Here is a 14,408-nt window from a genome sequence, read left to right on the forward strand (position 1 = left end):
CGCGGAGGCGCGGCCGCAGTTCCCGCATCACCTCGACACCATCGTGCACGTGCCCGCCCCGACGTTCGACGCCGGCGACCCCCGCACCCACTCGATCGCCGACACGGCGGCGGCGTGGCGCCAGGCGCTGGACGCGACGGTGCTGTCCGCCGTCCTGACGGTGCAGAACGTCGGCGACCACCTGCGCTCCGGCGGCTCCATCATCAGCGTGGTGGCCGAGAACCCGGCGCCGGGCAGCGCGGACTCCGCCGCCAAGGCGGCCCTGTCGAGCTGGGTTGCCGGGCAGGCCACCATCTTTGGCACTCGCGGCATCACCGTCAACGCGGTGGCGAGCGGTCGCAGCGCCGAGGCCGGCTACGACGGCCTCTCGCGGACCAGCCCGCCGGTCGCGTCGGAGGTGGCGCGCTTGGCGCTGTTCCTGACCACGTCGGCGGCCCGCCACATCACCGGGCAGACGCTGCACGTGAGCCACGGCGCGCTGGCGCGTTTCGCTTAGAGCGTTTCTCGCGCCCTTCTTCGCCCGCCGGAGGATCGCTACGGTAACTACCGTGGCTATTCGACTCGGTTTGCAGATTCCCAACTTCTCCTACGGCACTGGGGTCGAGGAACTCTTCCCCACCGTCATCGCCCAGGCCCGTGAGGCCGAATCGGCTGGATTTGATTCGGTTTTCGTGATGGACCACTTCTACCAACTGCCCATGCTCGGCTCGCCCGATCAGCCGATGCTGGAGGCCTACACCGCGCTCGGCGCGCTGGCCACCGCCACCGAACGCGTGCAGCTGGGCACGCTGGTCACCGGCAACACCTACCGCAATCCCACCCTGCTGGCCAAGGTCATCACGACGCTCGACGTGGTGAGCCAAGGGCGGGCCATCCTGGGTATCGGCACCGGTTGGTTCGAGCTCGAACACGACCAATTGGGTTACGAATTCGGCACTTTCACCGACCGGTTCAACCGCCTCGACGAGGCCCTGCAGATCATCTTGCCCATGCTCAAGGGTGAGCGGCCCACCTTCTCCGGCACCTGGTATCACACCACCGAGGCGGTCGCCAATCCCCGCTTCCGCGACCACATTCCGTTGATGATCGGCGGCAGCGGTGAGAAGAAGACGATCCCGCTGGCCGTCCGCCACTTCGACCACCTCAACGTGATCGCCGGGTTCGACGAGCTGCCGCGCAAGGTGCAGGTGATCCGCGAACAGTGCGAGAAGATCGGGCGCGACCCGGCCACGCTGGAGACCAGCGTCCTGGTCACGGTGCTGCTCGACGAGAACGCGCAAGCCGACCAGGTTCCGGCGGAGATGACGCAGCGCATGGCGGTCGGCAACGCCGACTCGGTCGCCGATCAACTCAAGACCAAGGTGATTGACGCCGGCATCGACAGCCTGATCATCAACATGCCGTTCTACACACCGGGTGCCGTCGACGCCGCCGGCCAGGCGCTGCGCCCGTTGGTCGGCCTATAGCCCCCGACGCGGGCGGCATGACGAAAATCACCCTGCCCGAACAGGTGTGATGCAGCGGGTGTGGTTGATTACACACGCTTACCAGCTAGGTATCGGGGTACTCGCGTGACTAGCGTGGTTTGTAACTGCAGTCGCGCGTCCAAAAGCCCCCGTCAGGAGCAGCGGAAACATGAGCCCCCATCCAGAAGAAACAGCTGGACCGGAGCGTCGCCACCAGGTCGTCATCATCGGATCGGGATTCGGTGGTCTCAACGCGGCGAAGAAACTCAAGCACGCCAACGTCGACATCAAGCTGATCGCCCGCACGACCCATCACCTGTTCCAGCCGCTGCTCTACCAAGTGGCCACCGGGATCATCTCCGAGGGCGAGATCGCCCCCGCCACCCGGGTGGTGCTGCGGCACCAGCGCAACGTCCAGGTGCTGCTGGGCAACGTGACACACATCGACCTGACGCGACGGGCGGTGGTCTCCGAGCTGCTGGGCCACACCTACGAAACCCCTTACGACAGCTTGATTGTCGCCGCGGGCGCCGGGCAGTCCTACTTTGGCAACGACCAGTTCGCCGAGTTCGCCCCCGGCATGAAGTCGATCGACGACGCGCTGGAGCTGCGCGGCCGGATCCTGAGCGCCTTCGAGCAGGCGGAGCGGTCTAGCGACCCGGAGCGACGGGCCAAGCTGCTGACGTTCACCGTCATCGGCGCCGGCCCCACCGGCGTCGAAATGGCCGGGCAGATAGCCGAATTGGCCACCTACACGCTGAAGGGCTCGTTCCGCGGCATCGACTCCACCAAGGCCCGGGTGATCCTGCTCGACGCCGCCCCCGCCGTGCTGCCACCGTTCGGTGACAAGCTGGGTCAGCGCGCGCGAGCGCGGTTGGAGAAGCTCGGCGTCGAGATTCAGCTGGGCGCCATGGTCACCGATGTGGACCGTAACGGCTTGACGGTCAAGGACCCCGACGGCAAGCTGCGCCGCATCGAATCGGCCTGCAAGGTGTGGTCGGCCGGCGTGCAGGCCAGCGGTCTGGGCCGGGACCTGGCCGAGCAGTCCGCCGTCGAGTTGGACCGGGCCGGCCGCGTCAAGGTGCTGCCCGACCTGTCGATTCCCGGTCACCCGAACGTGTTCGTCATCGGCGACATGGCCGCCGTCGAGGGCGTTCCCGGTGTGGCGCAGGGTGCGATCCAGGGCGCCAAGTACGTCGCCGGCATGATCAAAGCCGAGGTGGGCGGGGCGGACCCGGGCCAGCGCGAGCCGTTCCAGTACTTCGACAAGGGGTCGATGGCTACGGTGTCGCGGTTCTCCGCGGTGGCCAAGATCGGGCCGCTGGAGTTCAGCGGGTTCATCGCCTGGTTGATGTGGCTGGTGCTGCACCTGGTCTACCTCGTCGGCTTCAAGACGAAGATCAGCACGCTGCTGTCGTGGACCGTGACGTTCCTGAGCACCCGCCGCGGGCAGCTGACGATCACCGAGCAGCAGGCGTTCGCGCGAACCCGGATCGAGCAGCTCGCCGAGCTAGCGGCCGAGGCCCGCGGTTCCACGGGAACCGAACGCGTCGCCAGTTAAGGGGCCCCGTCGGGGGGCCAGTCAGCCCGCCAGGCGCTCGGCCTGCCACGTGCTGAGCAGCCCACCGCCGGCGAGGCACAGCGTGGTGGCCCCGTCGAGCAGCGGCGACGCGTCGAAAGCGGTTGCGGGGTAACGGAACTCGCTGATCGTGGCGCGCGGAGCCCCGAGGGCGTCGTCGGTCAGGGATCCGGGCCCCAGCTCCAGCCGGTGCCGCAGCACCGGGTGCCGAGCGCAGTCGGCGGTCATTGATCCCGACCAAAACCCTTGGCGCTCACCGCATCTTCCGATCTGCACCCGCTCGCGAAACCGCAGCCGGGCCTGGTCACCCAACGACACGGTGGCGCAGGACAAGTGCCGCGCGTCCGCGGCCACCACGGTCGGTTCCAGGTCGATATCGAGGCTGCCGGCGTTCTCGATCGCCCACAGCATTCGCGACGTCGGGGTGTCGGGGCCGGGCAGCGCGACCGTGGCCGCGGCGCTACGCAGCGCCAGGCCGGCGCCCGGTTCGACGATCACGCGGATGTCGATGGTGTCGCCGCCCAGCGGCGTGGCGGCCGCCGACACCAGGTGCACCGTGTCGAAACCGGTGTAGCGGGCGGCGACGCCGCCGGTGCAACGGACGCGGGGCAGCCGATCGCGCGACGCGACCACCTCCACTCGCGACCGCATCACCCGGCCGCCCGAAGTTGGGCGCGCACCCAGCTCAACACCTCGCTGGCGGCCGGGTCTTCGGCCAGCGACTGCAGCACCGTCGGGCGTCCATCGCGCACCGCGGCGGCGTCGTCGGCCATCACCCGCAGGTCGGCACCGACCAGCGGCGCCAGGTCGGTCTTGTTGACCACCAACAGATCCGAAAACGTCACGCCCGGGCCGCCCTTGCGCGGCACCTTGTCACCGCCGGCCACATCGATGACGAAGATCTGCGCGTCCACCAGGCCCGACGAGAACGTCGCGGTGAGGTTGTCGCCGCCGGATTCGACCAAGATCAGGTCGAGCTGGTCGTGCGCGGCGATGAGATCGTCGATCGCGTCCAGGTTCGCGGTGATGTCGTCGCGGATGGCGGTGTGCGGGCAGCCGCCGGTCTGCACGGCGGTGATCCGGTCGTCCGGGAGCACCGCGTGGCGGCGCAGGAAGTCGGCGTCCTCGGTGGTGTAGATGTCGTTGGTCAGCACCGCGACGGACAGCTCGTCGCGCAATTGCCGGCACAGCGCGGCGACCAGCGCCGTCTTCCCCGAGCCGACCGGGCCGCCGACCCCGATGCGCAGCGGCTCACCGGGCTGCCGGACCCGCCTGGGTCGGTCGGCATGGGTGTGCGGGTGGCTGTGGGTGTGCGGCAATTGCGTTGGCATCGTGAACCTTTCAGGAGACGAACAAGGGCCGCTCGCGTTCCGCATGGCGCTGCGCCAGCGTATCGAGCAACGGGTCGGACAGGTCGGCCAGACCGAGCGTCGCCTCGGCGGCGGTGCGCTCGCACAGATCGGCGAGCCGGAAGGTCAGGGCCGCCACGTCGGCCGGGTCCAGCGCCAGCAGCCGTTGGGCGGCGGTCGCCGACCCGGTCATCGTGGTGTAGACGACGGCCAGGGCGCCCAGGTGCGGCGCCAGGCCGCTGACCGCGCCGACGCGCCCCGCCGCGACGGCGAGGTGCGGGTGCGGGCCGAGGGCCTGCCACGGCTCCTGCGCCCACACCCGCCGCGCCAGCCGGGCCAACCCGCGGCCCTGGCTGCGCGACGCGTGCCGCGCGGCGGGCGCCGGTGTGCGGGCGTCGGTCTCGCGGTCGGCGTCGCCCACCGACAACTCGCCGCGGTGCACCGTGGCCGCGATCGACGCGGTCACCAGGCCGTGACTGCGAATCCTGCGGCGCAGGAAGGCGTCCAGCGTCGGCAGGTCCGTGACCAGCCCGCCGGTGACGGCCTCCTCGACGCCGCCGGAGTGCACGTGCCCCCCGGCCGGCAGCCGCGAGTCGGCCAGGGTGAGCAGCGTCGCCAGGGCGGTCATGCGTCCTCAGAACAGGAAATAACGTTGCGCCATGGGCAGTTCCGACGCCGGCTGCTCCTGCCACACCTCGCCGTCGACCCGCACGGTGAACGTGTCCGGGTCCACCTGGATGTCGGGCAGCGCGTCGTTGAGCGGCAGCGCCGCCTTGCCGAGCCCGCTGGTGTCGCGCACCGGCGCCAGGCGACGGTTGACGGCGAGCCGTTCGGCCAGCCCGGCCTCGATCGCGTGCGGGGCGACAAAGTGCACCGAGGTGGCCGCCGCCGCTGCCGGCGCCGCACCGAACATCGGCCGCGGCAGAACCGGCTGCGGGGTGGGGATGGAGGCGTTGGCGTCACCCATCGCGGCCCAGGCGATCATGCCGCCCTTGAGCACCGCGTGCGGCCGGACCCCGAAGAACGCCGGTTCCCACAGCACCAGGTCGGCCAGCTTGCCCACCTCCACCGAGCCGATCTCGCCGTCCAGGCCATGCGAGATCGCCGGGCAAATGGTGTATTTCGCGACGTAACGGCGCACCCGGGTGTTGTCCGCGGCGCCGTCGCCCGGCAGTGCGCCCCGGCGGCGTTTCATGACGTGCGCGGTCTGCCAGGTGCGCAACACCACCTCGCCGATCCGACCCATCGCCTGCGAGTCGCTGCCGATCATCGAGATGGCGCCGATGTCGTGCAATAGATCCTCGGCCGCCATGGTCGAGGGCCGGATCCGGCTCTCGGCGAAGGCCAGATCCTCGGGCACCCTGGGGTTGAGGTGGTGGCAGACCATCAGCATGTCCAGGTGCTCGTCGAGGGTGTTGACGGTGTGCGGACGCGTCGGATTCGTCGAACTGGGCAACACGTTGGGCTGGCCCGCCACCCTGATGATGTCGGGGGCGTGCCCGCCACCGGCCCCCTCGGTGTGGTAGGTGTGAATCGACCGGCCCGCGATCGCCGCCAGCGTGTCCTCGACGAAGCCGGTCTCGTTGAGCGTGTCGGTGTGCAGCGCCACCTGCACCCCGGCGGCGGCCGCCACGGTGAGGCACGCGTCGATGGCCGCCGGGGTCGATCCCCAGTCCTCGTGCAGCTTGAAACCCGATGCGCCGCCGCGTAATTGCTCCCACAGCGCCTCACCGTTGACGGTGTTGCCCTTGCCTAGCAGCGCGAAGTTCACCGGCCATCCGTCGAGCGCTTCCAGCATCCGGGCGAGGTGCCACGCGCCCGGGGTGACCGTGGTGGCCTTGCTGCCCTCGGCCGGTCCGGTGCCGCCGCCGATGATCGTGGTGATCCCGGCGCCGAGCGCCTCGTGCATGAGCTGCGGGCAGATCAGGTGCACGTGACAGTCGACGGCGCCGGCGGTCAGGATCCGGCCGTTGCCACCGATCACCTCGGTGGACGGGCCCACCACCAGGTCCGGGTGCACGCCGTCCATGGTGTCCGGGTTACCGGCTTTGCCGATGGCCACGATGCGGCCATCGCGAATACCGATGTCGCCTTGATGATTCCCCAGTGGTCGACGATCACCGCGCCGGTGATCACGGTGTCGGGCGCGCCGTCGGCCCGCGAGGCCCGGCCCTGGCCCATCGACTCGCGCAGCACCTTGCCGCCGCCGAACACCGCCTCGTCACCGGCCAATCCCGGCCCGCCGCTGCGGTCTTCGGTGATCTCGATCAGCAAGTCGGTGTCCGCCAACCGGATCCGGTCCCCGGTGGTAGGCCCGAACAGCGCCGCGTAGCGCGCCCGCGACAGCTGGGTCATCGGGCGTCGAGCCGTCCGGGCGGAGCCAGGCTCAGGCCATGCACCTCGCGGCGGCCGCGCAGCGGTACCAGGCGCACCCGCAGGGACACACCGGGTTCGAAGCGCACGGCGGTGGCCGCCGGGACGTCGAGGCGGTACCCATGGGCGGCCGCGCGGTCGAAGGACAGCGCCGCGTTTGCCTGCGGGAGGTGCATGTGGCTACCGACCTGCACCGGCCGGTCACCGGTGTTGAGGACGTCGACCTCGATGCGCTCGGCGCCCGCATTGATCTCGACATCGCCGCGGCCGTAGAGGATTTCGCCGGGAATCATGCGATCGGGTGGTGCACGGTGACCAACTTGGTGCCGTCCGGGAACGTCGCCTCCACCTGCACGTCGTCGAGCATCTCCGGCACCCCGTCCATGACGTCGTCACGGCCGAGCACATCGCAGCCGCTGGCCATCAGCTCGCCGACGCTGCGCCCGTCGCGCGCGCCTTCGAGGATGTGATCGGTGATGAGGGCCACCGCTTCCGGGTGGTTGAGCCGGAGCCCGCGGGCCCGGCGGCGGCGAGCCAGCTCGGCGGCGTAGGACAGCAGCAACCGCTCCTGCTCGTGCGGCGTCAGGCGCATATCCCGAAATCCTGCCATGCCGGGGCGCGCGGCGCCGTGATGGCCGCCCTCTGTGCTCAGCCCCTGGGCTCGAGGTTTTGCAGGCGCACCTGGCCCCGGGCGATCACCCGGTCGTCGCTGTCGGTGATGGTCACCGACCACAGCTGCTGGCGGCGCCCGCGATGGATGGGCTCGGCCGCACCGAACACCTTCCCGGAGCCGATGGACCGCAGGAAATCGGTGTTGTTGTTGACGCCCACCACGTCGCCGCCACCGTGTTCGGCGAGCCAGAGGTGCGCGGCGACGCTGGCCAGGCTCTCCACCATCGAGCAATAAACGCCACCGTGCACCAAACCCATCGGCTGCAGCAGCTTGGGTGACACCTCGAGTTCGGCGCGCACGCCGTCGGGGCCGAGTTCGGTGTAGCGCAGCCCGATCTCGTCGTCGAACGGCGCGCTGAAATCCGGGGGGATGCTGGATTGCGGGGGCACTGACACGTTCCTGTGTCTACACCATCGGGCGGCGCCGACGGCCCCGGGCATCGGCGAAAAGGCCTGCCAGTCCCCGAGAAACGGCTGAGCCCCGTGCCACGAAGGCACGGGGCTCGCCGATCGAGTGGACCGGGGGTCTCAGCAGCCCTCTGGACACTCACGCGGTCCGTATCGCTCGACCCGTTCAATATAGGCAAGGCTGCCCTAACTTTGCAAGCGTATTGTTCACATTGCTTACTCGCGGCTTGCTCGCGCCGTTCTCGTCGGCGCCGAGCGGTCGGCCGCCGGCGTCGTCGGCCGATTTTCGGTACGACCGTCGGTAGTAAGCCGGAGTACGCTGGTTCCGACGCTCAGGAGATGAACGAACTATGGCCAAACTGACTCGGCTGGGAGACCTCGAACGGGCCGTGATGGACCACCTGTGGTCCGCGGCGGAGCCGCAGACCGTCCGCCAGGTCCACGAGGCGTTGGCGGCGCAGCGCGAGCTCGCGTACACGACGGTCATGACGGTCCTGCAGCGCTTGGCCAAGAAGAACCTCGTGTCGCAGATCCGCGACGACCGCGCGCACCGCTACGCGGCGGTGCACGGGCGCGACGAATTGGTGGCCGGCCTGATGGTCGACGCCCTGGCCCAGGCCGAGGACTCCGGCAGCCGGCAGGCCGCGCTGGTGCACTTCGTCGAGCGGGTCGGCGCCGACGAGGCGGCGGCCCTGCGCCGCGCGCTCTCTGAGTTGGAGGCCAATCAGCGCAAGAACACCCCGTCTGCTGGCGCGGCGCCGGAGGGCTGAGGGAGAATGACGGTGTGTCCGCGCTGGCCTTCACCATTCTTGCGGGGCTGCTAGCCGGCCCGGCGCCGGCGGTGTTGGCACGCAGCCGGTGGCCGATGCGGGCACCGCGGGCCGCTCTCGTCCTGTGGCAGGCCATCGCGCTGGCCGCGGTCCTCTCCGCGTTCAGCGCCGGCATCGCGATCGCCACCCGCCTGCTGATGCCCGGACCCGACGGCCGCCCCACCGCGAGCGTCGTCGGCGCCGCCGGCCGGCTCGGCTGGCCGCTGTGGGCGGCCTACATCACCGTGTTCGCGCTGACCGTGGTGGTCGGCGCCCGGCTCATGGTCGCCATCGTGCGCGTCGCCATCGCCAACCGGCGCCGCCGGGCGCACCACCGCATGGTGGTCGACCTCGTCGGGGTGGACCACGGCACGGCGCGGCAACCGTGCGCCAAGACCCGCGCCCTGCGGGTGCTGGATGTCGCGCAGCCGCTGGCCTACTGCCTGCCCGGGGTGCGCAGCCGCGTCGTGGTCAGCGAGGGCGCGTTGAGCACCCTGGCCGACGCCGAGGTCGACGCCATCCTCACCCACGAGCGGGCCCACCTGCGGGCGCGCCACGACCTGGTGCTCGAGGCGTTCACCGCCGTGCACGCCGCCTTCCCCCGGCTGGTGCGCAGCGCCAACGCGCTGGGCGCGGTGCAGTTGCTGGTCGAGCTGCTCGCCGACGACGCCGCGGTGCGCGCCGCGGGTCGCGCTCCCCTGGCCCGGGCGCTCGTCGCCTGCGCGACGGGGCGCGCGCCGTCGGGCGCGCTGGCCGTCGGCGGCCCGAGCACCGTGCTGCGCGTCCGGCGGCTGTCGGGACAGGGCAACAGCCTGCCGCTCGCGGCGGCCGCCTACGTGGCCGCGGTGGCGGTTTTCGTGGTGCCCACCATCGCCCTGGCCGTGCCGTGGCTCACCGAGCTGCGGCGGCTGTTCAACCTGTAGGCCAGCGGCGGACAAACACTTTGGCGGACCACCGCCGCCCTGTGTCAGAGTGTGTCGGCAAGCTTGTCGCAGCACTCCCCGCCGACCGAGAGGCGAAGACATGAGTTCGTCCGATGCACAACCTGGTTCCACGACCGGCACCGCGCAGATCGGCGTCACCGGCCTGGCCGTGATGGGCTCGAACCTCGCCCGCAACTTCGCCCGGCACGGGTACACCGTTGCGCTGCACAACCGCTCGGTCGCCAAGACCGACGCGCTGCTCAAAGAGCACGGCGACGACGGCAACTTCGTCCGCTCAGAGACCATCGAGGAATTCCTGGACGCGCTGGAAAAGCCGCGCCGGGTGATCATCATGGTCAAGGCCGGTGACCCCACCGACGCCGTCATCAACGAGCTCGCCGACGCCATGGAAGACGGTGACATCATCATCGACGGCGGCAACGCGCTCTACACCGACACCATCCGCCGCGAGAAAGCGATCCGCGAGCGCGGCCTGCACTTCGTCGGCGCCGGCATCTCCGGTGGCGAGGAGGGGGCGCTGAACGGGCCGTCGATCATGCCCGGCGGACCCGCCGAGTCCTACAAGTCGCTGGGCCCGCTGCTCGAGGAGATCTCCGCCCACGTCGACGGCGTGCCGTGCTGCACCCATATCGGCCCGGACGGGGCCGGGCACTTTGTCAAGATGGTGCACAACGGCATCGAGTACTCCGACATGCAGCTGATCGGCGAGGCCTACCAGCTGCTGCGCGACGGCCTGGGCAAGACCGCGCCCGAGATCGCCGACGTGTTCGCCGAATGGAACAACGGCGACCTGGACAGCTTCCTGATCGAGATCACCGCGCAAGTGCTGCGCCAGACCGACGCGAAGACCGGCAAGCCGCTCGTCGACGTCATCCTCGACGAGGCCGAGCAGAAGGGCACCGGCCGCTGGACCGTGAAGTCGGCGCTCGACCTCGGGGTGCCGGTGACCGGCATCGCCGAGGCGGTGTTCGCCCGCGCACTGTCCGGCTCGGTGGCCCAGCGCAAGGCGACCACCGGCCTGGCGTCGGGCAAGCTCGGCGAAAAGCCCAGCGACGCGGCGCAATTCATCGACGACGTGAGCAAGGCGCTGTACGCGTCGAAGATCATCGCCTACGCCCAGGGCTTCAACCAGATCCAGGCCGGCAGCGCCGAATACGACTGGGGCATCACCCCGGGCGACATGGCCACCATCTGGCGGGGCGGCTGCATCATCAGGGCCAAGTTCCTCAATCGGATCAAGGAGGCGTTCGACGAGAACCCCGACCTGCCGAGTTTGATCGTGGCGCCCTATTTCCGCAGCGCTATCGAGGACTCCATCGACAGCTGGCGCCGCGTCGTCGTCACGGCCACCGAGCTGGGCATCCCGATCCCGGGATTCTCCTCGGCGCTGTCCTACTACGACGCGCTGCGCACCGAGCGGCTGCCGGCGGCGCTGACGCAGGGCCTGCGCGACTTCTTCGGCGCGCACACCTACGGCCGCATCGACGCCGAGCCCGACAAGCGTTTCCACACGCTGTGGAGCGGTGACCGCAGCGAAGTGCCCGCCTAGCGGGTAGCACGACAGGACGCAACGGGGACGGGGAGTAGGCGGGGCGACGGCGATGAAGTTTCTCAACGGGCAGGCACCCGGCTACGACTTGACCTACAACGACGTCTTCGTGATGCCGAACCGCTCGGACGTGGCGTCGCGCTTCGACGTGGACCTGTCCACCGAGGACGGGTCGGGGACCACGATTCCCGTCGTCGTCGCCAACATGACCGCGGTGGCCGGGCGGCGGATGGCCGAGACGGTCGCGCGTCGGGGCGGCATCGTCATCCTGCCGCAGGATCTGCCGAGCACCGCCGTGCAGCAGACGGTGCACTTCGTCAAGAGCCGCGACCTGGTCCTGGACACCCCGGTGGTCCTGGAGCCCGATGACTCGGTGTCCGACGCCACCGCCCTGATCCACAAGCGCGCGCACGGCGTGGCCGTCGTCGCCTTCGAGGGCCGCCCCATCGGGCTGGTCAGCGAATCGTCGTGCCTGGGCGTGGACCGCTTCACCCGGGTGCGCGACGTCGCCATCACCGACTTCGTCACCGCGCCACTGGGAACCGAGCCGCGCAAGATCTTCGACCTGCTCGAGCACGCACCGACGGGCGTCGCGGTGGTGACCCACGGCGACGGCACGCTGGCCGGCGTGCTGACGCGCACCGGCGCCATCCGCACCGGGCTCTACACCCCCGCCACCGACGCCCGGGGCCGGCTGCGGGTGGGCGCGGCGGTGGGCATCAACGGTGACGTCGGCGCCAAGGCCCGGTCGCTGGTCGAGGCGGGTGTCGACGTGGTGGTCATCGACACCGCGCACGGCCACCAGGCCAAGACGCTCGAGGCCATCCGGACCGTGGCCTCGCTGGAGCTGGGCGTGCCGCTGGTCGCGGGCAACGTGGTCTCCGCCGAGGGCACCCGCGACCTGCTGAACGCCGGGGCCAGCATCGTCAAGGTCGGCGTGGGCCCCGGCGCCATGTGCACCACCCGGATGATGACCGGCGTCGGGCGCCCGCAGTTCTCCGCCGTCGTCGAGTGTGCCGCAGCGGCAAGGGAAGCGGGCGGGCACGTGTGGGCCGACGGCGGCATCCGGCATCCGCGCGACGTGGCGCTGGCGCTGGCCGCCGGGGCCTCCAACGTCATGATCGGGTCCTGGTTCGCCGGCACCTACGAGTCACCCGGGGACTTGCTGCGCGACCGCGACGACCAGCCCTACAAGGAGAGCTACGGCATGGCCTCCAAGCGGGCGGTGGTGGCGCGCAGCGGCGCCGACACCGCCTTCGACCGCGCCCGCAAGGCCCTGTTCGAGGAGGGCATCTCGACGTCCCGGATGGGCCTGAACCCGGCCCGCGGGGGCGTCGAGGACCTAATCGACCACATCACCTCGGGCGTGCGCAGCACCTGCACCTACGTCGGCGCCGCAAACCTGGCCGAGCTGCACGACCTGGCCGTCATCGGCGTGCAGTCGGCCGCCGGTTTCGCCGAAGGCCACCCGCTGCCGCAGGGCTGGTAACTTCCGCCGCCCCGGTAGTAAGGCTAGCCTTGCCTAACGGGAGCTGTTAACGTACTGCGCCATGACCTCCTCGCCCTCGACCGCCGTCCACGACGCGGTGCTGAGCATCCTGCGTGATGAACTCAACGTCGACATGAGCCGTGTCACCCGCGACGCGCGGTTGGTCGACGACGTCGGCCTCGACTCCGTGGCGTTCGCCGTCGGCATGGTGGCCATCGAGGAGCGGCTGGGCGTGTCCCTGACCGAGGAGGAACTCCTGAACTGCGACACCGTGGGCGACTTGCAGGCCGCGGTCGCGTCCAGGTATCGCGATGAGTGAGCTCGCCGCCGCGCTGAGCGCGGCGATGCGCACGGCGCCCACCGACCTCGTGGTGCTGGACCGCGAATCGTCGACGTGGCGCCGCCACCCCTGGCCCGAGGTGCACGGCCTGGCCGAGGCCGTGGCCGCCTGGCTGCAGGACCGCGACCAGCCGCCCGCCGTCGGGCTGGTCGGCGAGCCCACCGTCGAATTCGTCGCCGCCCTGCAGGGTGCGTGGCTCGCGGGCGCGAGTGTGGCGATCCTGCCCGGGCCGGTGCGCGGCGCCGAGGCGCGGCGCTGGGCCGAGGCGACCTTGACCCGGTTCGTCGGCGTCGGCGTGCGCACGGTGCTGAGCCACGGCGGTTACCTGGACGGGTTGCAGGCGCTGCACCCCGACGGCCTGGGCGACGTGGTGGTCGAGGATCTCGCCGCCGCGACGCGGGGTGGTCGCTCGCCCGGCGCCCCCGCGCCGACGTCGAATCCGGCGATCCTGCAGGGCACGGCCGGCTCGACCGGCACACCCAAGACGGCGGCCCTGTCGCCCGGCGCCGTGCTGGCCAACCTGCGCGGCCTCAACCGGCGGTTGTCGGTGACCGCGGCGGACGTCGGCTGCTCGTGGTTGCCGCTGTACCACGACATGGGCCTGTCGTTCCTGCTGGCGTCGGCGTTGGGCCAGATGTCGCTGTGGCTGGCGCCCACCGCGGCGTTCACCGCCTCGCCGTTTCGGTGGCTGGGCTGGCTCGCCCAGAGCGGCGCCACGATCACCGCGGCGCCCAACTTCGCCTACAACATCGTCGGCAAGTACGCCCGGCGCGTCTCCGACGTCGACCTGGGCGCGGTGCGGGTGGCCATCAACGGCGGCGAACCCATCGACTGCGAGGGCTTTCAGCGCTTCGCCGACACCATGGCGCCGTTCGGGTTCGACGCGGGGGCGGCGACCCCCTCCTACGGGCTCGCCGAGTCGACCTGCGCGGTGGCCGTCCCGGCGCCGGGCACCGGCCTGCGCGTCGACGTCGTCACCGACGCCACCGGGACGCACCGGCGCGCGGCCCTGGGCGAGCCGATCCCCGGCACCGAGATCCGCATCGCGCCGAGCGAGGACGGGATCGGCGAGATCGAGATCCGCGGCGCCTCGCTGATGGACGGCTACCTCGGCCACGACGCGCTCGACCCCGCGGCCTGGTTTCCCACGGGCGATCTCGGCTTTGTCGGCGACCACGGCCTGGTGGTTTGCGGCCGGGCCAAGGAGATCATCTCCATCGCGGGGCGCAACGTCTTCCCCACCGAGATCGAGTCGGTCGCCGCGCGGGTCCGCGGGGTGCGCGAGGGCGCGGTGGTGGCGCTGGGCACCGGCGCGCGGACGGCGCGGCCGGGGCTGGTGGTCGCCGCCGAATTCCGCGGACCCGATCAGGAGGGCGCCCGCGCCGAGGTCATTCAGCGCGTCGCCTCGGTGTGCGGGGTGGTGCCGTCCG

The 14,408-nt window shown here is 70.8% G+C and carries 15 protein-coding genes and 1 pseudogene; 9 read left to right on the forward strand and 7 right to left on the reverse strand.

All coding sequences use genetic code 11. The annotated features are described in order from the left end of the window. The 3 genes from A5714_RS14655 to A5714_RS14665 all read left to right on the forward strand — a co-directional run. Positions 1-496 (forward strand): SDR family oxidoreductase (locus A5714_RS14655; protein ID WP_068286134.1); only part of this gene is annotated, 496 nt, incomplete at its 5' end. A 52-nt stretch (positions 497-548) separates the two neighbouring features. Next, entirely contained in the window at positions 549-1,466 is a 918-nt protein-coding gene (locus A5714_RS14660; protein WP_068286137.1) for an LLM class F420-dependent oxidoreductase, read from the forward strand. A gap of 169 nt (positions 1,467-1,635) precedes the next feature. After that, positions 1,636-3,027: an NAD(P)/FAD-dependent oxidoreductase gene (locus A5714_RS14665; protein WP_068075159.1), complete on the forward strand. Its 1,392-nt coding sequence runs from the start codon at positions 1,636-1,638 to the stop codon at positions 3,025-3,027. A gap of 21 nt (positions 3,028-3,048) precedes the next feature. Here the strand turns inward: A5714_RS14665 and A5714_RS14670 are convergent, their stop codons facing one another. From A5714_RS14670 to A5714_RS14700, 7 genes and pseudogenes are all read right to left on the reverse strand, one after another. Continuing rightward, positions 3,049-3,696, reverse strand: coding sequence for an urease accessory protein UreD (locus A5714_RS14670; protein WP_068286165.1), 648 nt, complete (start codon positions 3,694-3,696; stop codon positions 3,049-3,051). Beyond that, positions 3,696-4,376: an urease accessory protein UreG gene (ureG, locus tag A5714_RS14675; RefSeq protein WP_068286142.1), complete on the reverse strand. Its 681-nt coding sequence runs from the start codon at positions 4,374-4,376 to the stop codon at positions 3,696-3,698. Before ureG ends, A5714_RS14670 begins: the two co-directional genes overlap by 1 nt. A gap of 10 nt (positions 4,377-4,386) precedes the next feature. Next, positions 4,387-5,022: an urease accessory protein UreF gene (locus tag A5714_RS14680; protein WP_068286143.1), complete on the reverse strand. Its 636-nt coding sequence runs from the start codon at positions 5,020-5,022 to the stop codon at positions 4,387-4,389. A gap of 6 nt (positions 5,023-5,028) precedes the next feature. Further along, a pseudogene (locus A5714_RS14685) lies at positions 5,029-6,749 on the reverse strand (urease subunit alpha). Next, positions 6,746-7,060: an urease subunit beta gene (locus A5714_RS14690; protein WP_068286147.1), complete on the reverse strand. Its 315-nt coding sequence runs from the start codon at positions 7,058-7,060 to the stop codon at positions 6,746-6,748. The pseudogene A5714_RS14685 and the gene A5714_RS14690 overlap by 4 nt, the downstream one beginning before the upstream one ends. Next, the gene (locus tag A5714_RS14695; RefSeq protein WP_068286150.1) at positions 7,057-7,359 is read right to left on the reverse strand and encodes an urease subunit gamma; all 303 of its coding nucleotides are present in this window, start codon (positions 7,357-7,359) and stop codon (positions 7,057-7,059) included. Before A5714_RS14695 ends, A5714_RS14690 begins: the two co-directional genes overlap by 4 nt. 56 nt (positions 7,360-7,415) lie before the next feature. Further along, positions 7,416-7,835, reverse strand: coding sequence for a PaaI family thioesterase (locus A5714_RS14700; protein ID WP_231973932.1), 420 nt, complete (start codon positions 7,833-7,835; stop codon positions 7,416-7,418). Positions 7,836-8,197: 362 nt separating this feature from the next. On the opposite strand from A5714_RS14700, the gene A5714_RS14705 reads away from it, so the two are divergent. From A5714_RS14705 to mbtM, 6 genes are all read left to right on the forward strand, one after another. Continuing rightward, complete coding sequence (locus tag A5714_RS14705; protein ID WP_068075137.1) at positions 8,198-8,617, forward strand: BlaI/MecI/CopY family transcriptional regulator; 420 nt, start codon at positions 8,198-8,200, stop codon at positions 8,615-8,617. A 14-nt stretch (positions 8,618-8,631) separates the two neighbouring features. Further along, complete coding sequence (locus tag A5714_RS14710; RefSeq protein ID WP_068075134.1) at positions 8,632-9,579, forward strand: M56 family metallopeptidase; 948 nt, start codon at positions 8,632-8,634, stop codon at positions 9,577-9,579. Positions 9,580-9,679: 100 nt separating this feature from the next. Further along, positions 9,680-11,149, forward strand: a complete 1,470-nt coding sequence (gndA, locus tag A5714_RS14715; RefSeq protein ID WP_068075131.1) for an NADP-dependent phosphogluconate dehydrogenase — start codon at positions 9,680-9,682, stop codon at positions 11,147-11,149. Positions 11,150-11,201: 52 nt separating this feature from the next. Next, a complete protein-coding gene (locus A5714_RS14720) occupies positions 11,202-12,638 on the forward strand; it encodes a GuaB1 family IMP dehydrogenase-related protein (RefSeq protein WP_068286154.1) in 1,437 nt (478 codons plus the stop codon). Between the two features lie 61 nt (positions 12,639-12,699). After that, on the forward strand, positions 12,700-12,957 hold the full coding sequence (locus A5714_RS14725) for an acyl carrier protein (protein WP_068075124.1): 258 nt from the start codon (positions 12,700-12,702) through the stop codon (positions 12,955-12,957). Then, the coding region (mbtM, locus tag A5714_RS14730; protein ID WP_068286161.1) for a long-chain-fatty acid--ACP ligase MbtM at positions 12,950-14,408 on the forward strand (1,459 nt) is incomplete at its 3' end. The genes A5714_RS14725 and mbtM, both read left to right, overlap by 8 nt.

The sequence above is a fragment of the Mycobacterium sp. E2462 genome, assembly GCF_001672685.1.
Taxonomy (GTDB): Bacteria; Actinomycetota; Actinomycetes; order Mycobacteriales; family Mycobacteriaceae; genus Mycobacterium.

Excerpts from the sequence above, each read along its gene's own strand:
- A5714_RS14670 (WP_068286165.1), bottom strand. The coding sequence starts at position 3,696 with ATGCGGTCGCGAGTGGAGGTGGTCGCGTCGCGCGATCGGCTGCCCCGC.
- A5714_RS14720 (WP_068286154.1), top strand. The coding sequence starts at position 11,202 with ATGAAGTTTCTCAACGGGCAGGCACCCGGCTACGACTTGACCTACAAC.
- gndA (WP_068075131.1), top strand. The coding sequence starts at position 9,680 with ATGAGTTCGTCCGATGCACAACCTGGTTCCACGACCGGCACCGCGCAG.
- A5714_RS14695 (WP_068286150.1), bottom strand. The coding sequence starts at position 7,359 with ATGCGCCTGACGCCGCACGAGCAGGAGCGGTTGCTGCTGTCCTACGCC.
- A5714_RS14680 (WP_068286143.1), bottom strand. The coding sequence starts at position 5,022 with ATGACCGCCCTGGCGACGCTGCTCACCCTGGCCGACTCGCGGCTGCCG.
- A5714_RS14725 (WP_068075124.1), top strand. The coding sequence starts at position 12,700 with ATGACCTCCTCGCCCTCGACCGCCGTCCACGACGCGGTGCTGAGCATC.
- A5714_RS14705 (WP_068075137.1), top strand. The coding sequence starts at position 8,198 with ATGGCCAAACTGACTCGGCTGGGAGACCTCGAACGGGCCGTGATGGAC.
- A5714_RS14665 (WP_068075159.1), top strand. The coding sequence starts at position 1,636 with ATGAGCCCCCATCCAGAAGAAACAGCTGGACCGGAGCGTCGCCACCAG.
- A5714_RS14690 (WP_068286147.1), bottom strand. The coding sequence starts at position 7,060 with ATGATTCCCGGCGAAATCCTCTACGGCCGCGGCGATGTCGAGATCAAT.
- ureG (WP_068286142.1), bottom strand. The coding sequence starts at position 4,376 with ATGCCAACGCAATTGCCGCACACCCACAGCCACCCGCACACCCATGCC.